This is a genomic window from Amycolatopsis sp. QT-25, assembly GCF_029369745.1.
Lineage (GTDB): Bacteria > Actinomycetota > Actinomycetes > Mycobacteriales > Pseudonocardiaceae > Amycolatopsis.
On record NZ_CP120210.1, the window covers coordinates 1306919 to 1320062 of the forward strand.

At 66.9% G+C, this 13144-nt stretch carries 7 protein-coding genes; 5 read left to right on the forward strand and 2 right to left on the reverse strand.

Translation table 11 applies throughout. From position 1 onward, the window contains the following. Window positions 1-15: 15 nt before the first annotated feature. The gene (locus P3102_RS06420; protein ID WP_276367338.1) at window positions 16-453 is read right to left on the reverse strand and encodes a hypothetical protein; all 438 of its coding nucleotides are present in this window, start codon (window positions 451-453) and stop codon (window positions 16-18) included. A 255-nt stretch (window positions 454-708) separates the two neighbouring features. Between P3102_RS06420 and P3102_RS06425 the strand changes: the two genes are divergently transcribed. The 5 genes from P3102_RS06425 to P3102_RS06445 all read left to right on the forward strand — a co-directional run bounded on the left by P3102_RS06425 (window position 709) and on the right by P3102_RS06445 (window position 11099). Next, window positions 709-1323: a hypothetical protein gene (locus P3102_RS06425; RefSeq protein ID WP_276367339.1), complete on the forward strand. Its 615-nt coding sequence runs from the start codon at window positions 709-711 to the stop codon at window positions 1321-1323. Between the two features lie 17 nt (window positions 1324-1340). Next, window positions 1341-3350, forward strand: a complete 2010-nt coding sequence (locus P3102_RS06430) for a flotillin family protein (RefSeq protein ID WP_276367341.1) — start codon at window positions 1341-1343, stop codon at window positions 3348-3350. Next, window positions 3347-8230, forward strand: coding sequence for a DNA repair ATPase (locus tag P3102_RS06435; protein WP_276367342.1), 4884 nt, complete (start codon window positions 3347-3349; stop codon window positions 8228-8230). The genes P3102_RS06430 and P3102_RS06435 overlap by 4 nt, the downstream gene beginning before the upstream one ends. Before the next feature lie 253 nt (window positions 8231-8483). Next, window positions 8484-9716 carry an HNH endonuclease signature motif containing protein gene (locus tag P3102_RS06440; protein WP_276371012.1) on the forward strand — a complete coding sequence of 411 codons (1233 nt, stop codon included), beginning with the start codon at window positions 8484-8486 and terminating at the stop codon, window positions 9714-9716. A gap of 87 nt (window positions 9717-9803) precedes the next feature. Continuing rightward, window positions 9804-11099 (forward strand): IS256 family transposase, encoded by a 1296-nt coding sequence (locus P3102_RS06445; protein WP_346660160.1) that lies wholly within the window; start codon window positions 9804-9806, stop codon window positions 11097-11099. 1071 nt (window positions 11100-12170) lie between these two features. On the opposite strand, the gene P3102_RS06450 is transcribed toward P3102_RS06445, so the two are convergent. After that, window positions 12171-13094 (reverse strand): helix-turn-helix domain-containing protein, encoded by a 924-nt coding sequence (locus P3102_RS06450; protein WP_276371016.1) that lies wholly within the window; start codon window positions 13092-13094, stop codon window positions 12171-12173. Window positions 13095-13144: the final 50 nt, after the last annotated feature.

The following is a 13144-nucleotide window of genomic DNA, read 5'->3' on the forward strand; positions in this document are numbered from 1 at the left end:
CGGGGGAGAATCGGCTCAGTGAGAGCCGGTGTAGTACCGGCACGCCTTGCAGGCGTACCGCATTTTGGCCACTCGCCACCGTTTTCGGTAGGCCTCGAGATGTCCCGGTCGTGGCGGATGCACGCCGAGCCGGCGGTGACGACGGATCCGCCGTCCCGTTTCGAAGAGTTCGGTCGCCAGGCCGAGATAGGCCCGCCTGAGCGCGACACCCGGCTCCGCGGCGAGAGTGTCCCGGCAGAACCGGTGCAGCAGAGCCAGATCCGGAAGGCCGGGGGTGCTCACACCGGGAAGGTGTTCGACCACGCCGAGGCCGGGATGTCCGGCGGGCACGGAGAATCCGATCGGTAGTCCACAATGGACGCAGGTGAGCGTGCACTTCAGGCATCGGGTGACGTGGCGGATTCGCCGTTCGCGCCGATCCTCGTCGATCGGTTCGCGAACGTGCCACTTCATGGAGCCTCCCAAGACCGTGGTGTGTCCTGTGTCACTCTCAATACTGGAGAGTAGGACGCCCTCCGAGAGGGCGACAGGCCCAACCGGATGGCTTCGGCGCGGCCGGTCGGCGTAACCCCCTTGGCAATCAGTCACCTACTTGCGGGAGGGGTCGGGCGCAAGTAGGTGACTGATCGCGGGGAGCACCGTGACCCACTCGTAGCCGAAAACGGTCCGCCCGGCCGCACGCGCTGGTTATAGTCCTGACCCGGGGTGATGGGGGAGGGGACGACGGCGATGGGCGGGTTCGTCACCGCGGCTCTGGGGTTTCCGGCCGTGCTCTTCAGCTTCTTGCTGATCGTGGTGATCGGTTACTGGCTGCTGGCCCTGTTCGGCGCCTTCGACGGTGGTGACGCCGTCGAGTTCGACGGCGGTGACGGGCTCCTGGCGGGCTTCGGCGGGGTCCCGCTGTCCATTTCGCTCTCCTTACTGATCGCATTCACCTGGTTCGCCAGCCTGGCAGGGACGGTTCTTCTCGATGACCTTGAGCTTTCGACACCATCGAGGATCGGGTTCGGGGCAGGCGTGCTCGCCGTCGCGCTCGTGCTCGGCGCACTCGGGACGAGGGTGATCGTGGTGCCCCTGCGCCGGGTGTTCGGTCCCGCGAAGGAACCGAGCAGGAGAGACTTCATCGGCCGGGCCGCGGTCATCCGCACCTCGTCGGTCACCCACGACTTCGGCCAGGCCGAAGCCGCCGCCGCCGACGGGTCCACGGCCATTGTGGACGTTCGGCAGGCAGGCCAAGGCAACCTCACGGCGGGCAGCCGCGTAGTTCTCTACGACTACGACTCCGAAGGCGAGTTCTTCTGGGTCGAGTCCTTGGACATCTGAAGTAGAAAAGGAACTTTATGGGTGCCATCAGCGTGGGGGCCGGCGTTCTGATCGCCGTGATAGTTGTCATCCTCCTGGTCTTGCTCTTCACCATCACCAGGTTGTTCAAGAAGGTGCCGCAGGGCAAGGCACTGATCATCTCGAAGGTCCGCCGCGTCGACGTGACGTTCACCGGTGCGATCGTCCTGCCGGTGCTGCACAAGGCCGAGATCATGGACACCTCGGTCAAGGCGATGGAGATCACCCGCACCGGCCGCGAGGGCCTCATCTGCCGGGACAACATCCGCGCCGACATCCGGATCTCGTTCTTCGTGCGGGTCAACAAGACCGTCGAGGACGTGATCAAGGTGGCGCAGGCCATCGGCACCGAACGCGCGAGCGACGAGGCGACCCTGCAGGAATTGTTCAACGCCAAGTTCTCCGAAGCGTTGAAAACCGTCGGCAAGCAGCTCGACTTCGTGGATCTCTACACCAAACGCCACGAGTTCCGCGACCAGATCATCCGCGTCATCGGCACCGACCTCAACGGCTACAGCCTCGAGGACGCGGCCATCGACTATCTCGAGCAGACGCCGATGGCGCAGCTCGACTCGGCGAACATCCTCGACGCGCAGGGTATCCGCAAGATCACCGAGCTGACCGCGATCGAGCACGTGCGCACCAACGAGTTCCGCCGCAGCGAGGAAAAAGAGATCACCCGGCAGAACGTGGACGCCCGCGAGGCGATCCTCGAACTGGAGCGGCGGCAGGCCGACGCGGAGATCAAGCAGAACCGCGAGGTCGAGACCATGAGGGCGCGTGAAGAGGCCGAAATCGCCAAGGTACAGGCGGAGGAGCGGCTCAAATCGCAGGCCGCGCAGCTGCGCACGGACGAGCAGCTCGGCATCCAGCACCAGAACCAGCAGCGTGAGATCGAGGTCGCGGGCAAGAACCGCGAGCGGGTCATCGCCATCGAGAGCGAGCGCATCGAGAAGGACAGGCTGCTCGAGGTCATCGGCCGCGAACGCGAGACCGAGCTGTCCCGGATCGCCAAGGACAAGGAAGTCGAGACCGAGAAGCGGTCCATCGCCGAGGTGATCCGCGAGCGGATCGCGGTCGAGAAGACCGTGGCGGAGCAGGAAGAGAACATCAAGAAACTCCGCGTCGTCGAAGAGGCGCAGCGTCAGCGCGAGGCGATCATCATCCGGGCCGAGGCGGAGGCGCAGGAGAACCTCGTCAAGGACATCAAGGCCGCGGAAGCCGCCGAGGTGGCCTCGAAGCACAAGGCACGCGAGGAACTGACGCTGGCCGAAGCACGCCAGCAAGCCGCCGAGCTGGACACCCGCGCGAAGATCCGCCTGGCCGAAGGCATCCAGGCGGAGGAGGCCGCCATCGGACTGGCCGCGGCACAGGTCAAGGAACGCGACGCCGACGCGCTGGAGAAGGTCGGCCGGGCCGAGGCGATCGTCGAACGCGAGAAGGCGATCGTGCTCGCCGACGCGATGCGCGACAAGCTCAAGGGCGAGGCCGAAGGTCTCACCGAGAAGGCCGCCGCGATGGCCGCGCTCGACACCGCCAGTCGCCAGCACGAGGAGTATCGCCTGCGCTTGGAGGCCGAGAAGGAGATCCGGCTCGCCGCGCTCACCGTGCAGCGAGAGGTCGCCGAGGCGCAGGCCACGGTCCTCGGTATCGGGCTGGAGAAGGCCGACATCGACATCGTCGGCGGCGAGACGATGTTCTTCGAGAAGGTCATCGGCTCGATCGGGCTCGGCAAGAGCGTGGACGGCTTCGTCGAGCACTCGGACGTCGTCCAGACCCTCGGGAAGTCGTGGCTCGACGGTTCGGGCAGCTTCACCGACGACCTGACGAAACTGGTCGGCTCGGTGAGCACGGAGGACGTGAAGAACCTGACGCTGTCGGCCTTCCTGACCAAGCAGTTGCAGGCGGGCGGCCCGGACAGCGACAAGCTGCGTGAGCTGATGTCGATGGCGCAGCGGCTCGGCCTCGCCGACACCTCCGTCGCCGCCCTCACCCCCGCGAAGCAGTGACGACGACCGAACCGGCGGCAGGATCGGAGAAGCTGGACGCGGGCACCTACGAGGTGCTCCGCGCCCGGCTCGCCGCACAGGCCGCCGAGCTGGCGAAACGCGCGGACGAGCTCAACGCCGCGCGGCTCGGGGTCTTCGGCAGTGCGCAGCTCGCGCTGATCGGCACGGAGCGGATCCGCACGGTGAACAACTGCGTGCCGCGGGACGTCGTGTCGGTCGGCGGGCGGATGTTGTTCGGCTACAACGTCTTCATCGGCCTCAAGCCCGAGACGACGGTCGACGACGTCTTCTCGCTGCACGGCTTCAGCCAGGACGAAGAAGCGTTCCGCTTCGACGACGTGCCGGCCGAAGAACTGCCGGAGCTGTTGCGCGACGAGCGGTTCGTCCGTGACTTCGCCGAGCTGTACCGGTACTACCGGCAGGCGAAGCTGCTGCAGCTGCGGCGGGTCGAGGGCAAACTGCTCGCGGTGTTCCAGATCGGCCCGCGGACCGAGGACATCCGGGTGCTGCGCTGGGCGGTCGCCGCCGGCGGCGCAGTGTCCTATGTGGACAGCCGGGGTGAACGCGATCATGTCTTCCCGCCGTCGCACGACTTCGAATGGATCGAGACCAGCCGCGAACAGCACGTCCTCGGTCGGCATCCGCACATCTCGATCGAGGACGAGGTGTTCGTCGAGACCGTCGGCGGCAACCTGACGGTGAAGGTGGAAAACAACACCGAAACCGGAGAGGGCGTCTACGCCGAGGCGGTCGACGAGCCGCTGCAGAGCCTCGCCGACGCCGAGGTGTCGTATGCCAGGATCGGCCCGCTGATCCTGTTGCGGGTGCTCCCGTACAAGGAGACCGTGCACCGGTATCTGGTGTTCAACACCCGCACGCGTGACGTCGTGCGCCTCGACGGGATCGGGCAGGCGTGCCAGCGGTTGCCCGAGGACCACGGGATCATCTTCCCCGGCGGCTACTACCTCGACACGGGTGTCAGCAAGACGTTCGACACCACGGTCGACGAGCTCGAATTCGAGCGGATGATCCGTTCGCCCAACGGCGAAGACGTGCTCTACGTCTTCCACGCACGGGCCGACGGACGTTCGCTTCTCCTGCCGTACAACGTGATCCGCAAAGAGGTCTCGAACCCGATCCCGTGCCACGGGTACTCGCTGTTCGACGACGGCACGATGGTGTTGTTCCGCGCGCTGTCCGACGAGCCGAGCCGCGTGCACCCGATGCAGGTGTGGCGGACGCCGTTCCACTCCGACACCTACGCCGCCTCACAGCCGGCCGGAACGGGACCGCTGGAGCGGGTCGGCAACGCCGATCTGGTCCGCGGGATCTCCGACTGTCTTTCGATCGGCCGGATGGTCGGCGAGATGGCGCCGTCCGCGGCGGTGTTCGAAGCACTGATCGCTGCCTGCGCGCGGGTCTTCGACCACTACCACTGGCTCGGCGAGGCCGAACTCGGTGATCTGCGGTCGCCGTTGGCGGACGTCCGGATCACCGCGGAACAGGTGCTCGACGAGTTCGAGACGGTCACCGCGCTCACTTCGCAAGCGGCCGACGCCGTCGAGGAAGCCGCCGCGGAAACCGCTTCGCTCGTGCGGAAGGTGCGGGGCGAGGCGCTGAACGCGGCCGACGCGTGGGTGCGCAGGCTCGCCGAGATGCACCGCGCGCGAGGCCGTCTCGTCACCGTGCGGGAACTGCGCTATGTCGACACCGCACGGATCGACGAGTTGATCACCGACCTCGACGGAAACTTCGACGAGGCCGCACAGCGTGCCGTCCGGTTCCTGCAGGGCGAGGACGCGTTCACGAGCTACCACGCCGAGGTCGACAGGCTGATCGAGGCCGCGGGCGCGATCTCCACCGTTGCCGAGGCGGTCCCGGTCGCCGAACGACTGGACGAGCAGTCCGGCGGCCTCGAAGTCCTCACCGACGTGGTCGGCGGCCTGGAGATCACGGACGCCGTGGTGCGGACGAAGATCCTCGAACGCGTCGGCGAGGTCATCGGCGCGGTGAACCGGGCACGGGCCACCCTCGAAGCCCGGCGCAAGGAGCTGCTGGAGACCGAGGGCCGGGCCGAGTTCGCCGCCGAGTTCGCGCTGCTCGCGCAAGCGATCACCGGCGGGCTCGCGGTCGCGGACACCCCGGACCGCTGTGACGAGCAGCTCGGCAGGCTGCTGCTGCAACTGGAGAACCTCGAATCGCGGTTCGGCGAGTTCGACGACTTCCTCGTGTCGCTCGGCGAGAAGCGCACCGACGTCTACGAGGCGTTCTCCTCACGCAAGCAGGCGCTGCTCGACGAGCGGGCGCGTCGCGCGGACCGGCTGGTCGACTCGGCAGGCCGGATCCTCACGAGCGTGACCCGGCGGGTCGGCACCCTCGGTTCGGTCGACGAGATCAACACCTACTTCGCCTCCGACCCGATGGTCGCGAAGCTGCGCAGTGTGGTCGCCGAACTGCGCGACCTCGGCGACCAGGTCCGCGCCGAAGAACTCGAAGGCCGGGTCAAGGCCGCCCGTCAGGAGGCAGGCCGCGCGCTGCGCGACAGGCTCGACCTCTACGGCGAGGGCGGGGAGACGATCCGCCTCGGCCGCCACACCTTCGCGGTCAACACGCAGGACATCGACCTCACCCTGGTGCCGCACGACGGCGGGATGAAGTTCGCCATCACCGGGACCGACTACCGCTCGCCCGTGCGCGACGAGTCGTTCGAAGCGACGCGGCCGTACTGGGACCAGCTGCTGGTCTCGGAGTCGCCCGAGGTCTATCGCGCCGAGTACCTGGCGACGTCGATCTTGGCCGAACAGCCGGATTTGGTCGAGGCTGATCTCCTGGAGGTCGTCCGGCGCGTCGCCGGTGACCGCTACGACGAGGGCTACGCGCGTGGCGTGCACGATCACGACGCCGCCGCGATCCTGTCGGCCTTGCTGCGGCTGCGCTCCGCCGCCGGACTCCTGCGGTACCCACCCGCCGCTCGTGCCGCCGCCCAGTTGTTCTGGGCTTTCGGTGTCCAAGAGGCGGCGAAATCCTCCTGGACGACGCGTGCCGCGTCACTCGCGCGGGTGCGGGAGGCGTTCGGGCACACCACGGCGATCGACGCGCTGGCGCGGGAGTTCACCGAGGCGATGACCGCGTTCGCCACGTCGTCCGGCCTGACACTGGACCTCGAACTCGCCGGTGAGTACCTGTTCGAGGAACTGGCCGACACGTCGCCGGGTTTCGTCACCAGCGGTGGGGCGCGGACGCTGCTCGACAAGTTCCGGCTCGACCGCCGAAGCTTCGCCGAAGACCTGCGCGCCCTCGAAGATCTCGCCGACCGTCATCAGCTCGCCGAAGCCTGGCTTCGGTCCTTTGTGGATTCGGCAGGCCTTCCTGAGGACGAGCTGGCCGAGGCCGTCGCGATCGAGCTGGCCGACCTGCCGAGATATGACTCCTCGGCGGAGCTTTCGGCCACCGTGGACGGTCTGCTCGGCGCGCATCCGCGGATCGTCGACCGGTCCCTGACCCTGCGGCTCGACGAGACGCTGGCCAGGACGCTGCGGTTCCGCCGTGACCGGGTGCCGGGTTTCCGGGCCTACCAGCGGCTGCGCACCGAACTGGTGGCGGCCGAGCGGGACAGGCTGCGGCTGACCGAGTACAAACCGAAGGTGATGAGTGCCTTCGTACGCAACAGGTTGCTCGACGAGGTCTACTTGCCGCTGATCGGTGACAACCTCGCCAAGCAACTCGGCGCGACCGGCGACGCGCGGCGGACCGACCAGTCCGGGCTGCTGCTGCTCATCTCGCCGCCCGGTTACGGCAAGACGACGCTGATGGAGTACGTCGCGAGCCGCCTCGGGCTGGTGTTCGTCAAGGTGAACGGCCCCGCGCTCGGGCACGAGGTCACGTCGGTCGATCCGGCGGACGCGCCCAACGCGACCGCGCGGCAAGAGGTCGAGAAGATCTCGTTCGCGCTGGAGCAGGGCAACAACGTGCTGTTGTACCTGGACGACATCCAGCACACCTCACCGGAACTGCTGCAGAAGTTCATCTCGCTGTGCGACGCGCAACGGCGGATGGAAGGCGTGTGGGAAGGCCGGACGCGGACGTATGACCTGCGGGGCAAGCGGTTCGCGGTCTGCATGGCAGGCAACCCGTACACCGAACAGGGTAAACGGTTCCGGATCCCGGACATGCTCGCCAACCGCGCGGACGTGTGGAACCTCGGCGATGTACTTTCGGGCAAGGAAGACCTGTTCGCGCTGAGCTACATCGAGAACTCGCTCACCGCGAACACCGTCTTGGCACCGCTGGTCTCCCGAGAACGGTCCGATGTGGACGTTCTCGTGCGACTCGCCCGCGGCGACGGCTCCGTGCGGGCGGATCAGCTGAAGCACGCGTACTCGGCGACCGAACTGGAGCAGATCCTCGCCGTACTGCGGAAACTGATCAAGGTGCAGCGGATCATCCTGAAGAACAACCAGGCCTACATCGCCTCGGCCGCGCAGGCGGACGCGTCCCGGGTCGAACCCCCTTTCCAGCTACAGGGTTCGTACCGGAACATGAACAAACTCGCCGGCCGCATCGTGCCCGCGATGAACGACGCCGAACTCGAAGCGCTGATCGACGACCACTACGCCGGCGAAGCCCAGACACTGACCTCCGGCGCCGAGGCCAACCTGCTCAAACTGGCCGAACTCCGCGGCCGCCTGAGCGACGCGGAAGCGCAACGGTGGACGGACGTGAAGGCGGCATACCTGCGGGCACAGGCCCTCGGCGGTGACGACGAGGACCCGATGAGCCGCGCTGTCGGCGCGATGGGCCTCCTGGCGGACCGGGTCGGCGCGGTGGAGGCGGCCATCGAGCGCGCTTCGGAACGGTTGGTGGTCCGGGATGTGATGTGAGGCGTTCTCGGCGGTTGTGGGTTTGGCCGCTGTTGCCGGGGTTCGGTGAGAGCGACCGGTTGGTTTTGGGTGCTTGGCTGGGGTTGCGTTGCCGGAAAGCGGCGACTGGTGCACCAGCTCTAATGCACGCCTGCGCGGCCGGACCGAAGGTTTCGTCGCCGAAAATCGGCAACGTCTCGCAGCAGCTTCCTGAGCCGAAATTGTCGGTGGCCGGTCGTATGGTCGTCGGGTGGACACCCACAGATCCGCGCCAGTGGCGCTACTCGAGCAACTCACCGATCCGAGCGCTTTGGAGTCGGTCAACGCTTCCGTATCCCTGTTGGAAGACAAGGAATCCGTCGCTGTCGCGCAAGCGGCTTCGGCGGGAATCGCCCGGCTGGAGGCAATCCGGTTCCGGGCGCTGGCCCAGCTGAGTCGGCATCGCGAGGGCGCGCGCAGCGTCACACAGGAAGCCGCCTTCGCCTTGTCCCTTGTGGACAAGCATGCCGGGGCGATGGTCGCGGCCGCCGAGGCCTTGACCACCCGGCTGCCGTGCACCTTGAACCTGATGGACCAAGGAAAAGTGAGCGGTTTCGGCGCGATGAAGGTCGCCGCGGCGACGACTTGGCTGTCAGACGAAGACGCCCAGGCCGCCGATGCCTTGCTCGAGGACCGGTTGGCGGGGAAGAACTCCGACCAGATCCGGAAGGCGGCGAATCATGCGGCGATGACGATCGACCGTGAAGGCGCCGACAAACGCGCCGAGCACCATCGCGAAAGCCGTCGTCTCAGCGTGCGGCAGGGTGAGGCGGGGGTGGCGTCGATCGAGGTCGAGGACGGGCCCGCCGAGAAGGTCAACGCCGCCTACCTTCGGATAGACAGAGAAGCCAAGAAACTCAGGACCGGCGACGAAACCCGCACCCTGGATCAGTTGCGTGCGGACGTCGCGCTCGATCTTCTCCTTGGCGGCCAGGGCGGTACGGGCGAACGCGCGGAAGTGTTCCTGTACATGGACTTGTCCACCTACCTCGGGCTCAACGACGACCCGGTGGAAATGGCCGGGCACGGTCACCTTCCGGCGACACTGGCACGGCACATCGCGACCGGTCCGGACACCGTGCTGCGGCGGATCATCACCGACCCGCTGTCCGGACAGGTGCTGGACCTCGGCCGGGACCGTTACCGGCCGACAGCCGGCATCGGCGAGTTCGTCCGGGTGCGGGACCGTGAGTGCCGAAGACCCGGCTGCGGCCGTCCCGCCCAGACTTGCGATCTCGACCATTCGGTGCCGTGGCAGTTCGGCGGCGCCACCACTGCCGACGACCTCATCGACCTTTGCCGGCGGGACCACCGGCTCAAGGACGAACCCGGCTGGATCTACCGCCTCGCGTCCGATGGCACCCTGACCGTCACCACCCCAACCGGGCAGAGCTACGACAGCTCCCCAGCGCCACTCCACTCGCCCCGCACGCGAACCGCTCCGGCCGAGAAACCGCCACCGTTTTGAACCTGATCGCCGAAGGGACTGTTCCAAGATCGGTGTTTTCGGCCCGACACGCCGGGCTGAGGTCCGGCGGGATGGGCACTGTGAGTGATGACATCGGAGCTTGTGAGTCCACGTAAGCGTGAGTCCAAGCCGGCGCGGGAGTTGTCGCCGGAGCAGGCCGCCGCGGCGGTGATGGTGGCTGAGGCGAAGGCTCGCGGGCTGGCGCTGACCGGCCCGGACGGGTTGCTGAAGCTGTTCACCAAGAACGTGCTGGAAACGGCACTGAACGAGGAAATGACCGAGCATCTGGGGCATGAGAAGAACCAGGCCGACCCGGATCGTGAGTCGACGAACGTGCGCAACGGCTCCCGGCCGAAAACGGTGGTCTCGGATGCGGCGGGCGAGGTCGGGATCAACGTTCCGCGGGACCGGGAGAGCACGTTCGAATCGCAGATCGTGAAGAAGCGGCAGCGTCGGCTGACCGAGGTGGACGAGATTGTGCTGTCGCTATATGCGAAGGGAATGACGACGGGGGATATCTCGGCGCATTTCGCCGAAATCTACGGGTCCTCGGTCAGCAAGGAAACGATCTCGCGGATCACCGACAAGGTCGTCGCCGAAATGAACGACTGGGCCAGCCGCCCGCTCGATCCGGTGTACGTCGCTGTGTTCATCGACGCGATCCACGTCAAGGTCCGCGACGGGCAGGTCGCCAACCGGCCCGTCTACGCCGCCATCGGCGTCACCGTGGACGGCCGCAAGGACGTCCTGGGCCTGTGGATGGGCGTCGGCGGCGAGGGCGCGAAGTTCTGGATGAGTGTGTTGATCGACCTGAAGAACCGCGGCATCCGGGATGTGTTCTTCCTCGTCTGCGACGGCCTCAAAGGCCTGCCCGACGTCGTGACGAACGTCTGGCCGCAGGCCATTGTGCAAACCTGTATCGTCCACCTGATCCGCAACACCTTCCGGCTCGTTTCCCGCCGGGACTGGGACGCGGTGAAACGCGACATCAAACCCATCTACACCGCACCCAGCCCGCACGCTGCGGCGGCCGCTCTGGACGAATTCGAAGAGAAATGGGGCGCGAAGCATGCAGCGGTGATTCGTTTATGGCGCAACGCTTGGGATGAGTTCACGCCGTTCCTCGACTACGACGTCGAGATCCGGACGATGATCTGCTCCACGAACGCGATCGAGTCGCTGAACGCCCGTTATCGGCGGGCGATCCGTGCACGTGGACATTTCCCGACCGAGCAGGCCGCGATGAAGTGCCTGTACCTTGTGACCCGCAGCCTGGACCCGACCGGGACAGGCCGCGCTCGATGGACGATGCGTTGGAAGCCAGTGATCAACGCTTTCGCCATCACATTCGGTGACCGCTGGCCGGGAGCCGAGACCTACTGATCGACAACGCCGGAAACACCGATCACGGGACAGGCCCTCGCCGGAAAGTGGCGACGTCGCGTCGACCGGGTGTGACCGGCACCGTCGATGAAGGTACGCGCTTCCGACAGTCTTACTTCACCGAAAAGTGGCGATGGTCATCGCCGTGATGCGGGGTGCCGCATGGCCGCGTATCCGCTGAGGGTCCTCGTTTGCCGAGAGATGGCGGTAGCCGCTATGCCGAGTCGGCGGCGTCGCCGTTGTCGATGGGGCGCGTGTCGCCGGGTGTCTTACTTGCCGGAGAGGGCGTCGGTTATTGCGCACTTTCAGGCTTCGCCGAAAAGTGGCGACGGCCATCGTCGTGATGTGGTGCGACGGCTGATAGTCGCGTACCCGCCACCAGCCCATCGCTTGCCGAGAGTTGGCGGCAGTCGCTACGCCGATTTGGCAGCGTCACTGTCGTCAGTGGGGGCGCGCTTCCGCAATGTCCTGCTCGCCGGAAAGCGGTAATGGTGATCGCGCAAATCCAGACTTGTCGAAGACGGCGACGTCATCGCCGTGATGCGGCCGTGCCGCAACGGTTGATGGCCGTGTACCCGCCGACTGCCTCACTTGCCGGAATTTAGCGACGTCCATCGGCGTGTCCGGGGCTGGGATAACGGTTCATGGCCGCGTGCCGCCACGCCGATTTCGGCAGTGTCGTCGTCAGGGGGCGCGTCACCGACTGTCTCAAGTGCCGAAAAGCGGCAACGGCCACCGGCAGACCCAGCAGTACCGGAACGGTCGGTAGCCGCGTACTCCCGCCGCCGGTCATCTTTCGCCAGAAAACGGCGACAGCCACCACACCCGATCCAGCGGCATCGCCAAGGCCCAAGGCCGAGCACTCCGAAGCCGGCCGCCGCCGAAAGACGACGACACTGATCGCACCGACTCGGCCGCCACCGAAAACGGCACCGAAAAACGGCACCGACTCGGCCGCCACCGAAGAACGCCACCGAAAAACAGCACCGACTCGGCCGCCACCGGAAAACGGCAACGAAAAACGGCCAACCCCGACACCCACAGCACCGCCCACCCGGCAAGGCACCCGAACTAAGACCCCAAAGCCGCCAACTGCGCCCCCGTAAGCCGTTCCACCGCCGCAATCGCCCGATACTCCCCGCCGACGTGGACCACCCGCACCGGGCCGGCGATGTGCGGTTGCTGTTCGGCCACCCGCAAAGCGGTCACGACCCGGTCCTCGCTCCAGCCCAAGGCAGCCGAAAGTGCCGTGGCGGAAAGGGCGTGTCCGGCGTGGAGGAGGGCGGCGAGGGCGGTCAGGGCGTCGGCGGCGTAGAGGGCGACGCGATCGTCCAGCATGAGGTCGTTGATGCGCGCGTAGAAGCGGGAGAGGTCGTCCATACGGGCACCGGCGGGTGTCGCGATGCCGAGGACGTCGGCGCCGCGGCGGGCGATCTTGACCCATACCTGGTTCGCGCGGACGCTTTCGGCCCACACTCGCTGGGGCATCTCCTCGTCGATGACGTACTGCTCGCGTCGTCCGTCCCGTTCGCGCCGGAGCATCGCTTGGGTTTCGAGGTAGGCGACGGCGTTCGAGACCGAGGCCGGGCTGACCTGGAGCCGCCGGGCGAGTTCGGCGGCGGTGAGGACGCCGTCGTCGCTGACGGACAGGCAGGCGAGCACTCGTGCCGTCATACGGGGCAGGCCGGTCGCCACCATGATGTCGGCGAACTCGGTTTCGAAGGCGCGCACGGCTTCCGCGTTCCGGCCGTAGCCGGGCGGGATGGCCGCGGCGTCGCGGGTGGGTGACTTCCGGCGGCGCCGTGCGCGTTCGCCGGTCACCCGGTTCGCTTCTTCGGCGCGGTAGCCGGAATGACCGCTGTTGCGCGCGACCTCGCGGCTGATCGTCGACGTCGGGCGCCCGAGCCGGCGGGCGATCTCGGCGTACCCGAGGCCGTCCTTGAGCCAGGTCGCGATCAGCCGCCGATCCTCCTGCGTCAGCCTGCCGCCCGGCATGGGTGCCTCCTGTGCTTTCACCCGCAGCTCATTGCAACGAGACGTTGCAT

What these genes read in the sequence shown, in the direction of transcription:
- P3102_RS06430 (WP_276367341.1), top strand. Translation starts at nt 1,341, where the DNA reads ATGGGTGCCATCAGCGTGGGGGCCGGCGTTCTGATCGCCGTGATAGTT.
- P3102_RS06445 (WP_346660160.1), top strand. Translation starts at nt 9,804, where the DNA reads ATGACATCGGAGCTTGTGAGTCCACGTAAGCGTGAGTCCAAGCCGGCG.
- P3102_RS06420 (WP_276367338.1), bottom strand. Translation starts at nt 453, where the DNA reads ATGAAGTGGCACGTTCGCGAACCGATCGACGAGGATCGGCGCGAACGG.
- P3102_RS06425 (WP_276367339.1), top strand. Translation starts at nt 709, where the DNA reads ATGGGGGAGGGGACGACGGCGATGGGCGGGTTCGTCACCGCGGCTCTG.
- P3102_RS06450 (WP_276371016.1), bottom strand. Translation starts at nt 13,094, where the DNA reads ATGCCGGGCGGCAGGCTGACGCAGGAGGATCGGCGGCTGATCGCGACC.